This window comes from Ruegeria sp. YTSC002, from assembly GCF_059609845.1.
This window is the reverse complement of the sequence record NZ_JBXWML010000003.1, coordinates 86451-106839: the sequence shown is the minus strand read 5'-3', so window position 1 is coordinate 106839 and position 20389 is coordinate 86451. Positions and strand designations below refer to the sequence as shown.

Here is a 20389-nt window from a genome sequence, read left to right as displayed (position 1 = left end):
GCGGTGTCAGGCCGGTCGGCGCAGGACCGCCGTGGCCATACCCATGCCGATCAAGGTCAAGCCGCCAAACCGTGTCATTGCCGTAATGACGCTGGCGCGCCCGATCAGCCGCCGCAACCTGGCTGCCAAAAGGGCGTAGGCCAACGCATTCACCCAGGCCAGCCCGACGAATGTGGCAATCAGGATGACGAACTGAGGTCCAAGCGGTTCAGCAGGGCGTATGAACTGCGGCACAAAGGCAATGAAGAAGGCGATGGATTTCGGGTTCAGGGCAGTGACGGCGGCTGCGTGACCGAATACGCTGCGCGCGGTGACATCCCGCCCGGTGTCGACCGTGCTCAATCCGCCGGCTGGTGCGCTGCGCAACAGTTTGATCCCAAGCCAGATCAGATAGGCCGCGCCCACCCATTTGAGAACGGAAAACAACGTGGCCGAAGCCAGAACAAGCGCGCCAAGCCCCAACAAAGATGCGGTCATGGCCACAAGATCGCCCACTGCAACCCCCGTGGCCGAGGCGACGGCGACACTGCGCCCCTTGGACAGGGCATAGGTGAGCACCAGCAACACCGTCGGGCCGGGGATCAGCAGCAATGCCGTGGAAGCAGCCACAAAGGCCAGCCAGACTTCAAGTGGCATGATGCGGTTCCTTTTCCAACTCAAGTCACACGAGTTTTCAGCCATACTACGAATTGGGCTCAAGTCGACAGCACCTGAGTCAAATTTCCCGTTTCAGGACTCAAAAAAAGGCGAACAGTACTGCACGCATAACCGAAGAATATGCAGACAGGGCTTTCTTCAGGATATTCCGAAAGAAAAAGCTGTTGAACTTGCCACCCGGACACGCGGCCAGAACGACAAACCGTACCAGTGCTCGGAGCCACACCGGATTTCGGAGCGATCCTCAGCCATCTGTAGAAAAACCGGGCGTTTACATCACACGCCCGGCCACCGCGTCCAACTTGGCCAGAAGCGCCGGGTCGCGCTTTTCCGGTGCGGTCAGGATCGCGTATTCCAGCGCCCGGTCGCAGCCATGCGGGCAAGGTGCCCGCTCTGCGCCCAGAAGGGATGGAAGGCCCTTGACCAGTGCGCGACCTTTTTCGGCATTGCCGGTCAGGGTGGCGATGATCGTGGACACGTCCACCTCGCCATGGTCCGGGTGCCAGCTGTCATAGTCGGTGACCATCGCGATCGACGCGTAACACAGCTCGGCCTCGCGGGCGAGTTTCGCTTCGGGCATGTTGGTCATGCCGATCACGTCACAGCCCCATTGCTCGCGATACATCCTGGATTCCGCAAGACTGGAAAACTGAGGTCCCTCCATCGCCAGATAGGTGCCGCCCCGGTGGATGGTGATGCCAGCGGCCTTGCCCGCCGTCTCGCATGCGTCCGACAGGCGTGGGCAGGTGGGGTGGGCGACGCTGACATGGGCAACGCAGCCAGATCCGAAAAAGCTTTTGTCCCGTGCAAAAGTGCGATCGATGAACTGATCGACAATCACGAAGTCACCCGGTGCCATATGCTCGCGGAACGATCCGCAGGCCGACACCGAGATCACGTCCGTCACGCCCAACCGTTTCAGCGCGTCGATATTGGCGCGATAGGGTACATCTGTCGGCGAGTGCACATGACCGCGCCCATGACGCGGCAGAAAGGCCATTTCGATACCGTCCAGCGACCCGGTCAGGATCTGGTCTGACGGTGTTCCCCATGGGGTCTCAACCTCTACCCACTCCGGGTTCTCCAGCCCATCGATGTCATAGATGCCTGATCCGCCGATGACGGCTATCCTGGTTTGGGTCACTGTCCTGCTCCGCCTGAATACCTGATGTTGAATTTGTGCGGGTTCAGCCCGGATTTGACAAGAGGCCTATTCCCGCATCGTCAACAGGTTGCGCTGTTGTGATTGCCCGGTGAAATCGGCCCAGGCCGCGCCGAACATGCCCAGAGACCAGGTCAGATCCTGTGACTGCCCGTGCCGGTCTCGGAACACGAAGCGGAACGCATCGCCGGTCAGCATGGCGTCCAATAGCGCCTTGGCGCGTTGGCCTTCGAAGGTACAGCCAAGCCCGGTCAGGCATCCGGGGCGCCGGGTGCGCCATGTGGTTTCTTCGTCCTTTTCGATGCGAAATCCGGATGGGGTGAAGAAAGTACCCGGCTCGATCCCGAATTCAATTTTGAAACCTTCCGGTTCCGGCGTAATGAAAACGAACTGTGCCGCGAGTTTTGGCCGAAGGGAAAACACCTCTGCCCGTCGGATGTAGCACCGCTGCCGTAACGCGCCGCTTTCTTCGCGCTCGTCACAGATCGAATTCCAGATGCCGAAAATTTCGTGATGCGTTACCCGCCAGTTGCCGGCCGTGTCATTGCCATCCAAATCCTGTGCTAGGACGGGAAGGGCCGGGAACAGTAAGAACAGTAAGAAGAGGATCCAACGCATGGCCTCACATGTGGTGGCTTCATAGTGGCTCCTCAAATCACCTTGCCGTGAGCGCCAGGTATGCGCATTGCGCATGGCTGCATCCCACATAATGCAGTAGCTCAATGCCGGCGCGCCAGCTACAACAACGCCTTCGCGCGAACATATAATCCTATAGGACTGTCTGATGCCCCGAGCCTTGCTGGCAAGCTTTGCCAATCGCCTCGCCATTCCCGATCTGCGCTGGGTGCCAGATGAGGGACTGACCTTCTCACGCCTGCGGATTGAGCTGCTGTCCGGTCTGACGGTTGCCCTTGCACTGGTGCCCGAGGCGGTGGCCTTTGCCTTTGTGGCGGGCGTGCACCCGTTGGTCGGTCTCTACGCGGCGTTTTTGGTGGGTCTGATCACGGCATTGATCGGTGGGCGACCGGGCATGATCTCGGGCGCGACCGGCGCGCTTGCGGTTGTCATGGTGGCACTGGTGGCCGAACACGGGGTCGAATACCTGTTCGCGACCGTTGTTCTTATGGGAATCCTTCAGGTCATTGCCGGGGCCATGCACTGGGGGCGTTTCATTCGTCTGGTGCCGCATCCGGTCATGCTGGGCTTTGTGAACGGTCTGGCCATCGTGATCTTTCTGGCCCAGATGGGACAGTTCAAAGTGCCCGGAACCATGGAAAACACCGGTCATGGACTGAGCGGCGGCGAATGGTTGTCCGGGATGCAGCTTTACACCATGCTGGGTCTTGTCGGGCTGACCATGGCAGTGATCTGGATCATGCCGCGTATCACGCGCATCATCCCAGCGCCTCTGGCCGGTATTCTGGTGGTCGCGGCAATCGTGATCGGTTTTGGCCTTGATGTGCCGCGCGTCGGCGATCTGGCATCGATCGAAGGTGGCCTGCCAGCGTTCCATGTTCCAATGGTTCCTTTGAACTGGGAAACCTTTGAGATCATTCTGCCTTACGCGGTCATTCTGGCCGCCATTGGCCTGATCGAATCCCTGCTGACCCTGAACCTTGTGGGTGAGATCACAGGCAAGCGCGGCGGGGCCTCTCAGGAATGCATCGCACAGGGCGCGTCGAATATCGTGACCGGATTTTTCGGTGGCATGGGCGGTTGCGCGATGATTGGCCAGTCGATGATCAACGTGAAATCCGGCGGGCGTACACGTATTGCCGGTATCGCGGCAGCGCTTTTCCTGCTGGTCTTCATCCTGTTCGCGTCACCCCTGATCGAGCAAATCCCGCTGGCCGCGCTGGTTGGCGTGATGTTCATGGTTGTGATCGGCACCTTTGCGTGGAACTCGTTCAAGATTCTGCGCAAAGTGCCAATGACCGATGCCTTCGTCATCGTTCTGGTCACCGTCGTAACGGTGATGGAGGACTTGGCCGTTGCCGTCGTGGTAGGCGTCATCGTCTCGGCGCTGGCCTATGCCTGGAACAATGCCAAGCGCATTCATGCGGTTACGCGTGAATCCGAGACTGAGAAAGGCGCGAAGGTCTATGAAATTCAGGGGCCGCTGTTCTTTGGATCCTCTGACGGATTTATCGAACTTTTCGACGTCCCGAACGATCCCGAAACCGTTATCATCGATTTCGCCGAAAGCCGCGTGGTGGACCAGTCCGCCCTGCAAGCCATCGAAAACATCGCCGCAAAATACGAGGCGGCAGGCAAACGGGTCATGCTGCGTCACCTGAGCCGCGACTGTCACAAACTGCTGAACAAAGCGGGACACCTCATGGTCGACAGTGATGATGATCCGGATTACGAACTGGCGGTAGATTACTCTGTCCGCACCGGTATTCTGGGCGGGCACTGACTTCGAAAGGCGGCCAATTGGGCCACCTTTTTCAAGGGCCCAAGCGCTCCAGCTTATCGATATCTCCCGTCAGCAGAGCGCTTTCGGCTTCGGCGATCAGTTCGACTGGCCAGTCCCACCACTTCAAAGAAAGCAGCCGCTCGATTGTGTCGGCGTCAAACCGGTATCGCCGTACCTCGGCAGGATTGCCCGAGACGATCGCATAAGGCGGGATGGTTCCACGCACGACTGAACCCGCACCGATTATCGCTCCGTCACCGATATTGGCTCCGGGCAGGATCAACGCGCCATAGCCGATCCAGACATCATTGCCTATCACGGTGTCCCGAAAGTCCGGCTGGTATTCCAACATCTGTTCCGGATCGAAAACTGGAAAGGGAAAGCAGGTTATCCCATCCATCGCATGATTTGCCGAGGCTGTCACAAAGCGGACGCCGTGGGCAATTTGGCAAAACTTCCCCAAAATCAGCTTTTCGCGCGAAAACTCGAACAGATAAGGGGCCAGCCGATTGGCCCAATCCTCGGGTTCGTCAAAATCTGATGCGTAAGTGTAATCTCCCACCTGAATTCTGGGGTGGTCGATCACTCGTGACAGAAAGGCCGTTCCTTTGTGTTCCGTGCCGTCAGGCAGAGTGACAGGATATCGGCGCGAAGCGTCAGGCAGGGGCATCAGTCATCCGGTCTAGAAAGGCTGAACAACTCGGAAACGACAGAGTAATCGCGATACCCGAGCCGCGCCAAAGGTTGGAACGAGGTCACGTCGAACATGCCATCCCGAATATGATCGTCGTGCAGGTGTACACCTGTCACTTCGCCAAACACCACCCGATTGTCTTCACCGGGAAGCGTGACGATCTGGGTCAGTTTGCATTCCAGCGCAGCCGGGACCCCTTCAATCCGTGCGCAGGGGATGGTTTCGCATTCGATGGGCGAAAGCCCGGCATGTGAAAACTCATCAACCTCTTTCGGCAATCCGGCGGAACTTGCATTCATCGCGTCCCGATGCGCATGGGCCACGACATTCACGCAAAACACGCCCGTAGCCGCGATATTGGCGATGCTGTCCTTGCCGACGCTCTGATCCTGTTTGGTGCCGGTCGAGGCAAACATGACCTGCGGTGGTGTATAGGCGACGCCGTTGAAGAAGGAATAGGGCGCCAGATTGTTGATCCCATCCGCATCCCGTGTCGAAATCCAGCCAATCGGGCGTGGCGTGATGATGGCGTTGAACGGGTTGTGCGGCAATCCGTGGCCGTCTTCGGGGCGATAGAACATCTGAACTCCAAGCGTTTGCCCAAGGCGTAGCGAAGTGCTAGGGCGATTGCCAGCAAGTAAAAGAGGGCAGGGTGCAGCAATTCGGGATCAGGCCGGAAGAGCCGGACGACTGGTGGGAAGTCGAAGCCCTTTATGACCTGTGTTTTGCGCCGGGTCGCGAGGCCTTGTCGTCCTACCGCTTGCGTGATGACGTGCCGCCGGTTGCGGGCTTGTCTATGGTCGCGCGCGACGGTCAGGGGATTCTGGCCGGTGCGATCCGGTTCTGGCCGGTTCATGTCGGTGATCACGATGCTCTGCTGTTGGGGCCGGTTGCCGTGCACCCCACCCACCAAGGTGAAGGCCTGGGCGGATATTTGATACATGCAGGAGTCGAGGCGGGGCGCACACGCGGTTGGCAAAGGGTCATGCTGGTGGGGGATGAGCCCTATTACAGCCGGTTCGGTTTCACACGATTGCACGCGGTCGAGATGCCTCCGCCCACCAACCCTGACCGGGTTTTGGGGCTGGAACTGGTGCCCGGCGCCTGGTCCGGGGTTCAGGGTGCGGTAACGCGTTGGGGCCGCTGACCTATTGAAACCATGCTGCGCAGCGCCGATGTTGGTAGGCAGGAGGGCGTGAATGCAGAACGTTGTTCTTGTTGAAAACGTGGATACCGAGGCCGAACTGGATCGTTTGGCGGACCACTACCGATCCGCCGGAGGGGCTGGCGTGAAACTTCTCAACAAACTTGGGGGGTCAGCCGAGTCATTGCTGGAGCAATTGCCCGAACCCGTTCGGAATGGCCTGACAGGCGCAACCGAACAGGCGTTATGGCTGGCGATGCATGCGGCCGAGGGCTCGCGGCTCGCGGTTCCTGATCAGCAGCCCTGGGTCAACACCGCGGTGACGACTGCCATGGGTGCGGCCGGGGGGCTGGGCGGCGTTTCGACAGCCCTGATGGAGCTGCCCGCGACAACCGCGATGCTGCTACGCGCCATTCAGGGGGCCGCCGCGCGCGAGGGGTTTGATCCCTCTGCCGAAAACGTAAAGTTCGATTGCGTTCGCGTTTTGTCGGCGGCAGGACCATTGTCGCATGATGATGGGGCAGATCTGGGTTTTTTCTCGGTCCGGCTGACGCTGACCGGACCGGCCATGCAACGCCTGATTGCCGCCGTTGCGCCGCGCTTTTCGATTGTACTGGGGCAAAAGCTTGCAGCCCAGTCCGTTCCTGTGCTGGGGGCATTGGCCGGGGGTGGCACGAATTATGTCTACACGCGCTATTACCAACAGATCGCGCGCGTGCATTTCGGTTTGCGCCGACTGGCAATTGACGCTGATATTCCCCATGACGATCTGGCGCGGCGGCTTTCTGCCCGAATGTAGGCGATATCCTGATCGACGCGAGTGACTTGGCGCGTGATACATCATGTGGTATGGTTGCAGGCGTCGGCCTCTAGATCGGGTGGGCTTGCGAGTTTGGATGGCTGACGTTTGACCGAAAGGGAGCGTCGCTCGATGAATGCAGGATTGTTGCTTCATGACCTTCCAAAAGCTGCAAGGCAGCCAGTTTTGCGGCAATCCTCGGCTTTGTGTTTCCGGATCAAGCGCGGCCGTCCCAAGATTTTGTTGGTCACGACACGCAAGTCACGGCGATGGATCATACCCAAAGGATGGCTCATCCCCGGTCTGAGCCCGCAGGAAACCGCTTTGCAAGAGGCTTGGGAAGAGGCGGGCGTATCTGGACGGATCAACGGGGCGCGACTGGGGCAGTTCCTGCATCTCAAGCACCATTCGAACCGGCCCCCATCCTTGTGTCTGGTGGATGTTTTTCCAGTGCATGTAAGCGCTGTGTCGCCAGACTACCCGGAAAAGACCGAGCGTCGGCGCAAGTGGTTTTCGCCGAAAAAAGCGGCGCTAAAGGTCGATTCTGATGAGCTTGCTGAATTGTTGCGCGACTTTAAGCCGTACTCACATTAAAGTAGCATCTGATAGGCTTGATATTGTCATCTTGATCGGTATCTATTCGCCAATCGTTTTTTTGGACTGAACATGATTCAATACGCGTTGAAATGCAGCGAAGGCCACAGTTTCGACAGCTGGTTCCAATCCGCCGCAGCCTATGACAAGCTGGCCTCTGTGGGTATGGTCACCTGCGCGGTTTGCGGGTGCACGCAGGTCGAGAAAGCGGTCATGACGCCACGCGTCCGCCCGGCGCGGAATGCACGTAAGAAAAGTGAAATCCGTTCCACCCCTGAAGAAAAGATCGACGTGGCCACCCCATCGCCTGAAATCGAGAAGGTTTTGGCCGAAATGCGCCGCCACGTCGAAGAAAACTCGGATTATGTAGGGAAAGATTTCGCCAGCGAGGCGCGCAAGATTCATCTGGGCGAGGCTCCGGAACGTGCGATTTACGGAGAAGCCAAGCTGGATGAGGCGAAATCCCTGATCGAAGATGGCGTGCCGGTGGCTCCGCTGCCGTTTGTTCCAAGCAGAAAGACCAATTGATCATGCACGTCATGATCACCGGCGCCAATCGCGGCATAGGGCAGGCCCTGGCACAGCGTTACGTCAACCGGGGGGACAAGGTCACCGGGACGGCGCGCGACGGCAGCATGCAGGTGCGTCTGGATGTGTCCGATCCCGTGCAGCAATCAGCCATGGCAGAACAGTTGAAAGACCAGCCCATCGACCTGCTGGTCTGCAACGCTGGCGTGTATTTGGACAAGGGGCATTCGATCGATGGCTACCCGGCCGACATGTGGGCACACAGCTTTGCGGTAAATGTCACGGGGGTCTTTCTGACGATACAGACACTGTTGCCCAACCTACGCGCGGCGGGTGGCAAGATCGCGATCCTTTCGTCGAAAATGGCGTCGCATACACTTGCGCCGGGTGGCAGTTATATCTACCGCGCGTCCAAGGCGGCGGCTCTGAACCTTGGGCGGAATCTGGCGATGGATCTCAAAGATGACGGGATTGCCGTCGGCATCTATCATCCGGGCTGGGTTCAGACGGATATGGGCGGTGCAGCGGCCGATATCGATGTGGATCAGGCCGTGTCCGGCCTGATCGAACGATTTGACGCCCTGTCGCTAAGCACAACGGGCTGTTTTGAAACCTATGACGGGCAACCGCACGCCTATTGAGAGGTCAATGCGGCTTTGGGGATTTCAAAGACCTCACCGGGCTCAATGTAGACCACCATCATATCGCCGCGCGTTTCATGTGAGATTTTCGAGGTCGAGTTGCTGGAGTCCGGCACGCCATCCTTGAAATAGATATTGCGCACTTGCCCGCCACCCAGGGCCACCGCGACCGTTATGTTTCCGTCATCATGGCGGCGCAGTTCGGCGTGGCAGCTTTGTACCGGATCACCGGCATTTGCCGCGCAGGGAATTGTGCCCAGCGCGTTCTTGCCGTCCGTCCCTGCGACACTCGCGACCTGGGCCAGTGCCGGCGATGACATTACTGCAAAGGCAAGGGCTAGGCGAAACATGAAGAACCTCTTGATCTGGTTGATGTCCTTAGGCTGACATCGCGCCAGTGCAATGTAAAGCGGCCCTGCGCCGCAGGGGCGACCGCTTTGCGCCCTTGCCCTTGCGGTGCCCCTCGCTTATGAGGCACGGAACTTCTAATCCAAGGCGCGGAGACTTTTGCCCCCATGCCAGTACTCGTAATGAAATTCGGCGGCACATCGGTCGCCAATCTGGACCGCATCCGCCGCGCCGCCAAACGGATCGGCGTTGAAGTCGCCAAGGGCTATGACGTGATCGTCATCGTCTCGGCCATGTCGGGCAAAACCAACGAGCTTGTGGGCTGGGTGAACGAGACATCGCCACTGTTCGATGCGCGCGAATACGATGCCGTCGTGTCCTCGGGCGAGAACGTGACCGCTGGCCTGATGGCCCTGACCTTGCAGGAAATGGACATCCCCGCGCGCAGCTGGCAGGGCTGGCAGGTGCCGCTGCTGACCACCAGCGCGCACAGTCAGGCGCGGATCGAGGAAATTCCGACCGAGAACCTGAACCAGAAATTCAGCGAAGGCATGCGCGTGGCCGTGGTTGCCGGGTTTCAGGGCATCAGCCCGGAAGGCCGGATCACGACATTGGGCCGGGGTGGGTCGGATACAACGGCCGTTGCCTTTGCGGCAGCCTTCGACGCCGAACGCTGCGACATCTATACGGACGTTGATGGCGTCTATACCACCGATCCGCGCATCTGCGAAAAGGCCCGCAAGCTGGACCGCATTTCGTTCGAGGAAATGCTTGAACTGGCGTCGCTTGGTGCCAAGGTGCTGCAAACACGCTCGGTCGAACTTGCGATGCGGTACAAAGTCAAACTGCGCGTTCTGTCAAGCTTTGAAGAACAATCCGATGAGGCCGGCACGCTGGTCTGCGACGAGGAGGATATCATGGAATCCAATGTTGTGGCCGGTGTGGCCTATTCCCGCGACGAAGCCAAGATGACCGTTGTTTCCGTGGCCGACCGACCGGGCATCGCCACGACCATCTTCTCGGCGCTCAGCGAAGAGGGCGTGAATGTCGACATGATCGTCCAGAACATCTCGGACGAGGGTCGCACGGACATGACGTTCTCGTGCCCCACGGATCAGGTTGCTCGCGCCGAAAAAGCGCTGCTGGCGATCAAGGAAAAGGGCGAGCTGAACTATGCCGAACTGGTTGCAGACACCGATGTCTGCAAGGTTTCGGTTGTGGGAATCGGGATGCGCTCGCAATCGGGCGTGGCGGCCAAGATGTTCAAGGTGCTCTCGGATGAGGGGATCAACATCAAGGTCATTACAACTTCCGAGATCAAAATTTCCGTCCTTGTGGATCGGAAATACATGGAACTTGCTGTTCAGGCACTGCATGATGCCTTTGAACTGGACAAGGCGGCCTGAGCTTATCGGCCAAAGGTATCGCCTGACACACTAAATCGGTTGGGCCATGTCAGACGGCACGGAAACAGAATCCCGCAAGCTGCTGCGGCGGTTGCGCGAAGAAATGGCGAGCGAAGCCGCCGGTCAAGAACGTCTTGACCGGATCACGCACCTGATCGCTGACAGTATCAGGGCCGAGGTGTGTTCCATCTACCTGTTTCGCGATGAAGACACGCTGGAACTTTGCGCGACCGAGGGGCTGTCTCCGGAAGCGGTCCATAAAACCCGGATGCGCATGGGCGAAGGTCTTGTGGGGCGGGTTGCCAAGTTCGGCAAGGTCGTCAACACCGCCGACGCGCCGTCGGCCAAGGGCTTCCGCTACATGCCGGAAACCGGCGAGGAACGGTATTCCTCTTTCCTGGGTGTGCCGGTTCAACGCCTTGGGGAAAAGCTGGGCGTTCTGGTCGTCCAGTCCCGCGAGGCGCGCGAATTTTCCGCCGATGAGGTCTATGCGCTGGAAGTGGTCGCCATGGTGCTGGCCGAAATGGCCGAGCTTGGCGCCTTTGTCGGCGAGGGTGCGGCCCTGTCACCCCTGCACCAGCAATCGGTTCTGCTGCGCGGCGGTCCGGCACAGGAAGGATCCGCCGAAGGGCATGTCTGGCTGCACGAACCCCGCGTGGTTGTGACCAATCCAATTGCCGAAGACCCGCACCGGGAACGCGAACGTCTGGTCGAAGCGGTGGAAGAACTGCGCGTCGGTGTCGACAAGATGCTCGAAATTTCGCAGGGCGGCGACAAGGAACAGCTGAAGGTTCTGGAAGCATACCGTATGTTCGCCAATTCCAAAGGCTGGATGCGGCGGATGGAGGAAGACATAGCCCTGGGGCTCAGCGCCGAAGCCGCGGTGGAGAAGGAACAATCCCAGGCCCGCGCGCGCATGGGGCAGGTCACAGATCCTTACTTGCGTGAACGTCTTGCGGATCTGGACGATCTCAGCAATCGCCTGCTGCGCATCCTGACCGGGCAAGGCAAGACGGACAGTGCCGATCTGCCACCCGATCCGATCCTGATCGCGCGCAATATCGGCCCCGGCGACCTGCTGGAATACGGACGGGCGCTGAAGGGGATCGTGCTTGAAGAAGGTTCAGTCGGCAGCCATGCCACCATAGTTGCAAGGGCGCTGGCTATTCCTTTGGTCGTGCATGTGGGCCGGATCACCACCGAGGCCCTGAACGGAGATCACATTTTGGTCGATGGTGATCAGGGTGTTGTGCATCTGCGCCCGGAAGACAGCGTGGTCAGTGCCTTCCGCGACAAGATCGCGATGCAGGCCAAGGCGCAGGAACGTTATGCGTCGATCCGCGAAACTCCCTGCGTGACGCGGGACGGATCGCGGATAAATCTGGTGATGAATGCGGGTCTGATGGCCGACCTGCCTTCACTTGGCACCTCGGGCGCCGAAGGCGTTGGCCTGTTCCGCACAGAACTGCAATTCCTGATCCGCAACCAGATGCCGAAACGGTCGGAACTGGTCAGCCAGTATAAGCGCGTTCTGGACGCGGCGGGGGACAAAAGGGTGGTATTCCGCACACTCGATATCGGGTCGGACAAGGTTCTGCCCTATATGAAGCACGTGGCGGAACCAAACCCGGCGCTGGGCTGGCGCGCCATTCGTGTCGGTCTGGACAAGCGCGGCGTCATGCGAATGCAGTTGCAGGCCCTGCTGCGCGCCGCCAATGGCCGACCGCTGACCATCATGTTCCCCTTTGTCGCACAGGCCGAGGAATATCGCGACGCCCGCTGGGAAGTGAACAAAACCATCGAGCGGGAAAAGCGATTGGGCCATGTCCTGCCCGAAACGCTTGAAGTGGGCGCGATGCTGGAAACCCCGTCGCTGGCCTTTGCGCCGCAGAAATTCTTTGACGAGGTGGACTTCATTTCAATCGGTGGGAACGATCTCAAGCAGTTCTTCTTTGCCGCTGACCGTGAAAACGAACTGGTCCGCCGTCGTTATGACACACTGAATGTCAGCTTCCTGAGCCTGATGGAGCGCATCGTCGAACGCTGCGATATCTCGGACACCCCGCTCAGCTTCTGTGGTGAAGATGCGGGCCGCCCGGTCGAGGCGTTGTGCCTAGCGGCGATGGGGATTCGGACGCTGTCGATGCGTCCCGCCTCGATTGGCCCGGTCAAAAGCCTTCTGTTGCGGTCCAATCTGACGGAGGTTCGCAAAATCATCGCTGACGCGCGCCACCGCGGAGAACAATCGGTGCGCCCCGCGGTCATGGACTGGCTGCGCCATCAGACCTGATGCGCAAAACGGCACGGTTTCTTCAAACTGTGCTTGATTTTTCATGAGCGGCTTTCTAATAGACTTTCAATGTTAGCGATAACATATCAGGTTTTGCGGGTTTTCACGCCGTGCTAAGCTGATATCGGCAACCTCAGAAGGAGCCTGTGATGGTTTCACGCGTAATTCCGGTAGAGCCATTTGATCTGGTGCTTTTCGGTGCGACCGGCGATCTGGCGCAGCGCAAAATCCTGCCGGGCCTGTACCATCGCTTCGAGGTCGGGCAAATGCCCGACGACGCGCGGATCATCGGCACGGCACGCTCGGATATCGACAATGACGGGTTTCGCGATCAGGTTCGCAAATCGATGCAACAGTTCGCGCCCGGCTTTTCCCAAGAGACATTGGATCGGTTCCTTGCCCATGTCGAATACGTGCCCGTGGACGCTCTGGGTGAGGCCGGGTGGTCCGACCTGAAAGAGCTGATGCGCGATAACGTCGTGCGGGCCTTTTACTTGTCCGTTGGTCCAAGCCTGTTTTCGGGTATCGCGCAGCGGCTGCATGACGCCGGTCTTGCGACACCGGACAGCCGCATCGTCGTCGAAAAACCATTTGGGCACGACCTGGCCTCGGCGAAGGCGCTGAACGAGGGCTTACGTGCCTGTTTCGAAGAACATCAGATTTACCGGATCGACCACTATCTGGGCAAAGAGACCGTGCAGAACCTGATGGCGCTGCGCTTTGCAAACTCGCTGTTCGAACCGCTCTGGAATTCGACCCATATCGATCACGTGCAGATCACGGTGGCCGAGACCGTAAGCGTCGAAGGGCGCGGGGCCTATTACGATCAGTCCGGCGCGATGCGGGACATGGTCCAGAACCATCTGGTGCAGTTGCTGTGTCTGACCGCGATGGAGCCGCCGTCGAAATTCTCGCCCAACGCGGTGCGAGATGAAAAGGTCAAAGTGATCGAAGCGCTGGAGCCCGTCGCCCAATCCGACATCGCGCGCGGCCAGTACCGGGCCGAAAAGGGCGAGGGCGGTTATGTCGATCATGTCGGCAACCCCGCCAGCCGTACCGAAAGCTTCATTGCGCTCAAGGTTCATATCGGCAACTGGCGCTGGGCAGGTGTGCCGTTCTATCTGCGCACTGGCAAGCGCCTGCGGGCCCGCGAATCAGAAATTGCGGTGTTCTTTCGTGACCCACCGCATACGATTTTCCCCAATGTCGGCCCGCTGCACGGAAACGTATTGGTGATCCGGTTGCAACCTGATGAAGGCATCACCTTGCGCACCACGATAAAGGACCCGGGGCCGGGAGGCTTCCGGCTGTCGGACGTTGCGCTTGACATGAGCTTCGCCGATGCGCTTGGGGACGAAGCGCAAGCCCCCGACGCTTATGAGCGGCTGATCATGGATGTCATCCGTGGCGATCAGACATTGTTCATGCGCGGGGACGAGGCCGAGGCCGCCTGGGCCTGGGTCGATCCCATCATTCAGGGCTGGGAGCAGCGCGGAGACCGCCCATCCCGGTATGATCAGGGCAGTTCAGGCCCCGAAGAAGCATTGATGCTGATGCATCGCGATGGGCGTCGCTGGCGTCAGATCGGAGGGTAATCATGGTTCACTCAGTCATTTCCGATGTCACCAGACGGATCATCGACCGCAGCGCCGATCTGCGCGGCCCACATCTTGAACGGATGGAACAGGCCAGATCCAAAGGTCCTGCCCGTGCGCATCTGTCCTGTAGCGGTCAGGCCCATGCCTATGCGGGCGCAGGCGAAGATCAGCAATCGATGGCCACCGGTACCGCCGGCAATCTGGGCATCGTCACCGCTTATAACGACATGCTTTCGGCCCATCAGCCGTTCGAACGGTATCCCGCCCTGATCCGCGACGCGATCCGCGCCGCCGGAGGAACGGCACAGGTGGCAGGCGGTGTGCCAGCCATGTGCGATGGTGTCACCCAGGGCGAAGCAGGGATGGAGCTGTCGCTGTTCTCACGCGATGTGATCGCACTGGCGACCGGTGTGGCGCTCAGCCATAACACGTACGACGCGGCCGTGTTCCTCGGGGTTTGTGACAAGATTGTCCCCGGCCTGATCATCGGCGCGCAGGCCTTTGGCCATCTGCCAGCCGTGTTCCTGCCCGCAGGACCGATGACCAGCGGCTTGCCGAACGACGAAAAAGCCAAGGTCCGACAGAAATTCGCCGCCGGAGAGGTGGGCCGCGAAGAACTGATGGCGGCCGAAATGGCAGCCTATCACGGCCCCGGCACCTGTACCTTCTACGGCACCGCCAATACCAACCAGATGCTGATGGAGTTCATGGGCCTGCACCTGCCGGGCTCCAGCTTCGTCAATCCGAATACCCCGTTGCGCGATGCCCTGACCGAGGAAGGCGCGCGGCGTGCCCTGTCGCTCAGTGCGTTGGGCAACAGCTATACACCAGTTTATCAGGTTCTGGATGAACGCGCCTTCGTCAACGGCATCGTGGGCCTTATGGCGACCGGTGGGTCAACCAATCTTCTGATCCACCTGATCGCCATGGCGCGCGCCGGTGGCATCGTGCTGGACTGGCAGGATTTTTCCGACATATCCGCAGTCGTGCCGCTGGTCGCGCGGGTTTATCCCAACGGTCTGGCGGATGTGAACCATTACCATGCGGCCGGCGGCCTAGGGTACACGATCGGAACGCTGCTTGAAGATGGCCTGCTGCACCCTGACACGCTGACCGTCGCGGGGCAGGGGCTACACAACTATACCAAGGAACCCAAGCTGATTGATGGTGAGCTGATCTGGCAGGACGGCGCGGGTCACAGCCTGAACGAAAAGATCCTGCGCCCGGCCAAAGACCCGTTCCAACCCACAGGTGGCCTCTCGCGCCTGACAGGAAATCTGGGCACCGGGGTCATGAAAGTATCAGCCGTCGCGCCAGAACATCAGGTCGTCGAAGCCCCCGTGCGCGTGTTTCACGGTCAGGATGAGGTCAAAGCCGCATTCAAGGCCGGAGAGTTCACTGATGACGTCATCGTCGTGGTCCGCTTTCAGGGGCCAAAGGCCAATGGGATGCCCGAGCTGCATTCGCTGACACCTATCCTGTCGATTTTGCAGGGCCGTGGACAGAAAGTGGCACTGGTCACAGATGGCCGCATGTCGGGTGCATCCGGCAAAGTACCCGCCGCCATCCATGTCTGCCCCGAGGCACTGGACGGCGGGCCCATCGCCTGCCTGCAAGACGGTGACATCCTGCGTGTCGATGCGGTCAACGGCGAACTGGAAATCCTGACCAACGGGGTTTTGGACCGGTCCCCCGCCACCGCCGACCTTTCCGCCAATCAACACGGTGTCGGGCGCGATCTTTTCGCTGCGTTCCGGCAGAATGTCGGGTCCGCCGACACTGGCGCCAGCATATTCGGAGCATAAGAGATGTCCAAAACTCAACGCACCCGCGAAATCTGTGCCCTGGCGCCCATTGTTCCCGTGCTGGTCGTCGATGACGCCGCACAGGCCCGCCCTCTGGCCGAGGCGCTGGTCGCCGGCGGCTTGCCCGCGCTTGAAGTGACCTTGCGCACCCCGGCGGCGCTGGATGCAATCAAGGCCATGTCCGAAGTGCCCGGCGGCGTGGTCGGTGCAGGCACGCTGGTCGCGCCCGATGATGTCCGGGCTGCCAAACAGGCCGGCGCGCTGTTCGGCGTTTCCCCCGGCGCCACGGATGCCCTGATCGCGGCGTGCGAAGCCGAAGGCCTGCCGCTGCTGCCCGGAGCCGCCACGGCAAGTGAAGCGATGGCGTTGCTGGAAAAGGGCTATGATATGCTGAAATTCTTCCCGGCCGAAGCCTCAGGTGGTGCACCTGCGCTGAAGGCGATCGGCGCGCCGCTGCCACAGATCAGCTTCTGTCCTACGGGTGGTGTGTCCCCCTCCAATGCCCGCGATTACCTGTCATTGCCCAACGTGATCTGCGCCGGTGGCAGTTGGGTTGCGCCGAAGCAAATGGTCGAAACCGGCGACTGGGCCGGGATCGAAACACTTGCGCGCGAGGCATCGAAGCTGGCGGATTGACGCTGCGCGACCCCTCGGTAATGTGGGTGTCAATTCATACAGGTTGACCCCATGACACAGACAGTTTCCCTTTCCCAGGGGCGGGCATATTTGGCCATTCCGGGCCCTTCGGTCATGCCGGACGCGGTTTTGCAAGCCATGCACCGCCCGTCGCCCAACATCTATGATGGCGAACTTATTGATATGATGCCCGGCCTGACGCGCGATCTGTGCCGGGTTGCCGGTACAAAGCACAACGTCGCCATCTATATCGCCAATGGCCACGGCACGTGGGAGGCGGCGCTGTCCAACGTGATCGCCCCCGGCGAAACCGTTCTGGCCCCGGCCTCGGGCAGGTTCACCCATGGCTGGGCCGAAATGGCCGAAGGGATCGGGGCAAAGGTACAGTTGATCGATTTCGGCACCTCTTCAGCCTGGGATTTCGAGCGGATCGCAGATGCGGTGCGTGCGGATCAAAGTCACCAGATCAAGGCGGTTCTGGCGGTGCACGTGGATACATCCAGTTCGATCCGGAACGACATCCCGGCGCTGCGCAGGCTTCTGGACGACTTGCAGCACCCGGCGCTGTTGATGGCAGACTGCATTGCTTCGCTGGGCTGTGACAGGTTCGAGATGGATGGCTGGGGCGTGGATGTCACAGTTGCCGCTTGCCAAAAAGGCCTGATGACCCCGGCGGGCATCGGCTTTGTTTTCTTCAACCAGAAAGCACAAGCCAAACGGGCCACCATGCCGCGCGTTTCGCAGTATTGGGACTGGCAGCCGCGCGCTAACCCGGACCTGTTCTATCAGTATTTCAACGGCACCGCACCCACACACCACCTCTATGGCCTGCGCGCCGCGCTTGATCTGATCCATGCAGAGGGGATCGAACAGGTCTGGGCCCGCCATGAGCGCCTGGCCAATGCCATCTGGGCGGCCTGTGAGACCTGGGCCGAAGGCGGCATGTTGCACCTGAACGTCGCCGACCGTGCCTTTCGCAGCCACGCCGTCACTGCTTTGCGGTTGACGGAAGGTCGCGGCACGGCCCTGCGTGGGTTCACCGAAACCCGGTTGGGTCTGACACTGGGCATCGGCCTTGGGATGGAGGACTATGACAGCTGTTTCCGTCTCGGCCACATGGGGCATATCAACGGGCAGATGGTCATGGCCATTCTGGGCGGTGTGGAAACGGGCATGGCTTCACTTGACATATCGCGTGGCAAGGGGGCCCTCGAAGCCGCCGCCGCCGTGCTGGCCGCCTGACATTCTACGGGCGTCTCCGCCCGATCCGCCTCTTCATCTGGCCAACAATATCCTCGGGGGGAATCGCGCCGTGGCGCGATGGGGGGCAGACAGCCCCCCTTTGCTGTCCGGCCGGGCGGATAGGGATCAATCAGCCCAACCGCGCAACCGCAAGCGCCTTGGGCAAAGCGGCGGCGAACGCGTCCAGATCAGACGCCGGGCCACAACTTACCCGAATGCACCTGTTCTGCGGTGCCGCGAACGGCATTCGGGCAAAAATCCCCTGCGCCACCAGGGCGTCCAGCACGGCCTTGGCAAAAACCCCGTCGCGCCCGCAGTCAATCGCTACGAAATTGGTGGCCGAAGGCAGGACCGCCAATCCGTTTTCCCGGGCAATCGCGCCGATCCGCTCACGCGCCTCTGCGATCTGTGCTTGGATATGCTCCAGCCACGCGCCATCCTGCAAAGCCGCCAAAGCCCCGGCCTGCGCAGCGCGGTTCATGCCGAAATGGTTGCGCACCTTGTTGAAGGCCGCGATCAGATCCGGCGTGCCCATGGCATAGCCAACCCGCGCACCTGCCATGCCATAGACCTTCGAAAAGGTTCGCATCCGGATCACGCGCGGATCACCAGCACTCACAGGTGCAGCCGTCCCCTCGGGCGCACATTCCACATAGGCCTCATCCAGAACCAGCAGGCACCCATCAGGCAAGGCATCCATGGCGGCCACGATGTCCGCGCCGGAATGCCAGCTGCCCATCGGATTGTCCGGATTGGCCAGATAGACCAGCTTGGCACCAACCTCAGCAGCCTTGGCAAACAGGGCCGAGGGATCCTCGTGGTCACCTGAATACGGCACCTTGTGAATCACCCCGCCGAACCCGGCCACATGATAGTTGAAGGTCGGATAGGCCCCGTCCGAAGTGACAACGGCATCCCCGGGCCCGACGATCAGCCGCACCAGATAGCCCAAAAGCCCATCAATCCCTTCGCCCACGACGATATTTTCCGGCGATACGCCGTGATGGTCGGCCAAGGCATGGCGCAGGTCATGGTTTTCGGGGTCGCCGTACATCCAGATATCTGACGCGGCTTGCGCCATGGCCTCGATCGCGCGGGGCGAGGGTCCGAAAATGCTCTCGTTGGCTCCCAATCGCGCAACAAATGGCGTGCCACGTTGACGCTCTTGCGTTTCGGGGCCCACAAAGGGCACGGTGGCGGGCAGGGTTTGGGCAAGCGGGGTGTATCGAGGTCCGGTCATGTCCGCAGATAACCCCAAGCCCGATCAATGAGCAAGCACGCACCATGTTTGGGCGCGCTGGAAAAGAGATTTGAAAAAGGAGCGCAGATGCGCATTTTCGTAGCCGTTATTCTCCTGGGCCTCGCCTATCTTCTATTCTGGCCCGTCCCGGTTGAGCCTGTTGCCGTCGAGATGCCGGAAGATGCCGGATTCACTGGGGATTTCGTTGAAAATACAGCACTGGACGCAGCGCAACTGATCCGCCTGCCGGGGGAAGAGATCGGCCCTGAAGACATCGCCGTCATGCCCGATGGAACGGTCTACACGACCAGTCTGTCAGGTACCCTTTACCGCATCGACGGGGCGGATCCGGTTACAGTTGACCAGCTTGGCGGGCGTCCGCTGGGCCTCAAGGCCGGACCGGATGGCGCGCTTTACATCGCCGACAGCTATCGGGGCGTGATGCGCTGGACCGGTCCGGGCACGTTGGACAGGGTGGTGAGTGACATCAACGGCGCGCCGGTGATCTACGCCAACCAGTTGGACGTGGCGCAGGATGGCACGATTTACTTCTCGAATTCATCTGATCGCTTTGACCCGGAAACCATGGGCGGGACCAAACCGACCTCTGTCCTCAGCATCTGGGAACAGTCCGATACAGGTTACGTCGCGCGCCGCACTCCCGATGGCAGCACCCAGAAGATCGCCGAGGGGTTTGTCTATACCAACGGTGTCGCGCTTTCACCTGACGAGGACTTTCTGCTGATCGCGGAAACAGGTCGCGCGCGCGTGCACAAGCTGTGGCTGACCGGACCAAAAGCAGGGCAACAAGAGATCCTGCTGGAAAACCTGCCCGGCTATCCCGACAACCTCGAGGCTCAGGGCGACGGCACCTATTGGATGGCCTTCGCCAGCCCGCGTGTCCCGTCCGAGGCACTGATGCCGTACCCGTTCCTGCGTAAGGTGATCTGGCGGTTGGGTCCGGCAGTACGCCCCGCGCCAATCCATCGCGGCATGATGGTGCAGTTCAACGGCGATGGTGCGATTCTGCGCACGCTACAGGACCCGCAAGGCCGCTTGGGCATCACGACCGGGGGCAAGATCGTGGGTGATCAGTTCTATGTCATGACCCTCGATTCCCCGTGGTTCGGACGAATGCCTGTCGGCGAAATGCCCTGACGTCGCAGTGGTATTCCGCATTCTGTCC

20 protein-coding genes are annotated in these 20389 nt (G+C 60.2%); 13 read left to right on the top strand and 7 right to left on the bottom strand.

The genetic code is table 11. The features are described 5' to 3' along the window. Positions 1 to 6: 6 nt before the first annotated feature. The 3 genes from AC2FFD_RS08120 to AC2FFD_RS08110 form a co-directional block, all read right to left on the bottom strand. Entirely contained in the window at positions 7 to 636 is a 630-nt protein-coding gene (locus AC2FFD_RS08120; protein ID WP_496872798.1) for a LysE family translocator, read from the bottom strand. A gap of 292 nt (positions 637 to 928) precedes the next feature. Then, positions 929 to 1801, bottom strand: a complete 873-nt coding sequence (locus tag AC2FFD_RS08115; protein ID WP_170345014.1) for an S-methyl-5'-thioadenosine phosphorylase — start codon at positions 1799 to 1801, stop codon at positions 929 to 931. Between the two features lie 66 nt (positions 1802 to 1867). Continuing rightward, positions 1868 to 2437 (bottom strand): invasion associated locus B family protein, encoded by a 570-nt coding sequence (locus AC2FFD_RS08110; protein ID WP_496872797.1) that lies wholly within the window; start codon positions 2435 to 2437, stop codon positions 1868 to 1870. 166 nt (positions 2438 to 2603) lie between these two features. Here AC2FFD_RS08110 and AC2FFD_RS08105 point away from each other — a divergent pair, with 166 nt between their 5' ends. Next, on the top strand, positions 2604 to 4238 hold the full coding sequence (locus AC2FFD_RS08105; RefSeq protein ID WP_257600236.1) for a SulP family inorganic anion transporter: 1635 nt from the start codon (positions 2604 to 2606) through the stop codon (positions 4236 to 4238). Between the two features lie 31 nt (positions 4239 to 4269). Here AC2FFD_RS08105 and AC2FFD_RS08100 read toward each other — a convergent pair whose 3' ends face one another. Both AC2FFD_RS08100 and AC2FFD_RS08095 read right to left on the bottom strand, forming a co-directional pair. Then, on the bottom strand, positions 4270 to 4908 hold the full coding sequence (locus AC2FFD_RS08100) for a CatB-related O-acetyltransferase (RefSeq protein ID WP_480685380.1): 639 nt from the start codon (positions 4906 to 4908) through the stop codon (positions 4270 to 4272). After that, positions 4908 to 5513, bottom strand: coding sequence for a flavin reductase family protein (locus AC2FFD_RS08095; protein ID WP_496872796.1), 606 nt, complete (start codon positions 5511 to 5513; stop codon positions 4908 to 4910). Before AC2FFD_RS08095 ends, AC2FFD_RS08100 begins: the two co-directional genes overlap by 1 nt. Before the next feature lie 71 nt (positions 5514 to 5584). On the opposite strand from AC2FFD_RS08095, the gene AC2FFD_RS08090 reads away from it, so the two are divergent. The 5 genes from AC2FFD_RS08090 (at position 5585) to AC2FFD_RS08070 (ending at position 8638) form a co-directional block, all read left to right on the top strand. After that, complete coding sequence (locus AC2FFD_RS08090) at positions 5585 to 6079, top strand: GNAT family N-acetyltransferase (RefSeq protein WP_257600237.1); 495 nt, start codon at positions 5585 to 5587, stop codon at positions 6077 to 6079. A 52-nt stretch (positions 6080 to 6131) separates the two neighbouring features. Then, positions 6132 to 6875, top strand: a complete 744-nt coding sequence (locus AC2FFD_RS08085) for an EcsC family protein (protein ID WP_480685384.1) — start codon at positions 6132 to 6134, stop codon at positions 6873 to 6875. Between the two features lie 132 nt (positions 6876 to 7007). Beyond that, complete coding sequence (locus tag AC2FFD_RS08080) at positions 7008 to 7469, top strand: NUDIX hydrolase (RefSeq protein ID WP_425079771.1); 462 nt, start codon at positions 7008 to 7010, stop codon at positions 7467 to 7469. A gap of 72 nt (positions 7470 to 7541) precedes the next feature. Further along, complete coding sequence (locus AC2FFD_RS08075) at positions 7542 to 7997, top strand: DUF1178 family protein (protein WP_257600239.1); 456 nt, start codon at positions 7542 to 7544, stop codon at positions 7995 to 7997. A 2-nt stretch (positions 7998 to 7999) separates the two neighbouring features. Then, positions 8000 to 8638 (top strand): SDR family oxidoreductase, encoded by a 639-nt coding sequence (locus AC2FFD_RS08070; protein ID WP_170345023.1) that lies wholly within the window; start codon positions 8000 to 8002, stop codon positions 8636 to 8638. Here AC2FFD_RS08070 and AC2FFD_RS08065 read toward each other — a convergent pair. After that, positions 8632 to 8988: a hypothetical protein gene (locus AC2FFD_RS08065; RefSeq protein WP_170345024.1), complete on the bottom strand. Its 357-nt coding sequence runs from the start codon at positions 8986 to 8988 to the stop codon at positions 8632 to 8634. The genes AC2FFD_RS08070 and AC2FFD_RS08065 overlap by 7 nt on opposite strands. A gap of 165 nt (positions 8989 to 9153) precedes the next feature. Here AC2FFD_RS08065 and AC2FFD_RS08060 point away from each other — a divergent pair, with 165 nt between their 5' ends. From AC2FFD_RS08060 to AC2FFD_RS08035, 6 genes are all read left to right on the top strand, one after another. Further along, the gene (locus AC2FFD_RS08060) at positions 9154 to 10392 is read left to right on the top strand and encodes an aspartate kinase (RefSeq protein WP_152457283.1); all 1239 of its coding nucleotides are present in this window, start codon (positions 9154 to 9156) and stop codon (positions 10390 to 10392) included. Positions 10393 to 10438: 46 nt separating this feature from the next. After that, the gene (gene ptsP / locus AC2FFD_RS08055) at positions 10439 to 12682 is read left to right on the top strand and encodes a phosphoenolpyruvate--protein phosphotransferase (protein ID WP_170345025.1); all 2244 of its coding nucleotides are present in this window, start codon (positions 10439 to 10441) and stop codon (positions 12680 to 12682) included. Positions 12683 to 12831: 149 nt separating this feature from the next. Further along, complete coding sequence (zwf, locus tag AC2FFD_RS08050; protein ID WP_496872795.1) at positions 12832 to 14277, top strand: glucose-6-phosphate dehydrogenase; 1446 nt, start codon at positions 12832 to 12834, stop codon at positions 14275 to 14277. Between the two features lie 2 nt (positions 14278 to 14279). Next, complete coding sequence (edd, locus tag AC2FFD_RS08045; protein ID WP_174818384.1) at positions 14280 to 16085, top strand: phosphogluconate dehydratase; 1806 nt, start codon at positions 14280 to 14282, stop codon at positions 16083 to 16085. Between the two features lie 3 nt (positions 16086 to 16088). Next, entirely contained in the window at positions 16089 to 16721 is a 633-nt protein-coding gene (gene eda / locus AC2FFD_RS08040; protein WP_496872794.1) for a bifunctional 4-hydroxy-2-oxoglutarate aldolase/2-dehydro-3-deoxy-phosphogluconate aldolase, read from the top strand. A 51-nt stretch (positions 16722 to 16772) separates the two neighbouring features. After that, positions 16773 to 17963: a pyridoxal-phosphate-dependent aminotransferase family protein gene (locus tag AC2FFD_RS08035; RefSeq protein WP_496872793.1), complete on the top strand. Its 1191-nt coding sequence runs from the start codon at positions 16773 to 16775 to the stop codon at positions 17961 to 17963. Between the two features lie 130 nt (positions 17964 to 18093). Here the strand turns inward: AC2FFD_RS08035 and AC2FFD_RS08030 are convergent, their stop codons facing one another. Further along, positions 18094 to 19203, bottom strand: a complete 1110-nt coding sequence (locus AC2FFD_RS08030; RefSeq protein ID WP_425079767.1) for a pyridoxal phosphate-dependent aminotransferase — start codon at positions 19201 to 19203, stop codon at positions 18094 to 18096. A gap of 87 nt (positions 19204 to 19290) precedes the next feature. Here AC2FFD_RS08030 and AC2FFD_RS08025 point away from each other — a divergent pair, with 87 nt between their 5' ends. Beyond that, positions 19291 to 20361: an SMP-30/gluconolactonase/LRE family protein gene (locus AC2FFD_RS08025; RefSeq protein WP_496872792.1), complete on the top strand. Its 1071-nt coding sequence runs from the start codon at positions 19291 to 19293 to the stop codon at positions 20359 to 20361. Positions 20362 to 20389: the final 28 nt, after the last annotated feature.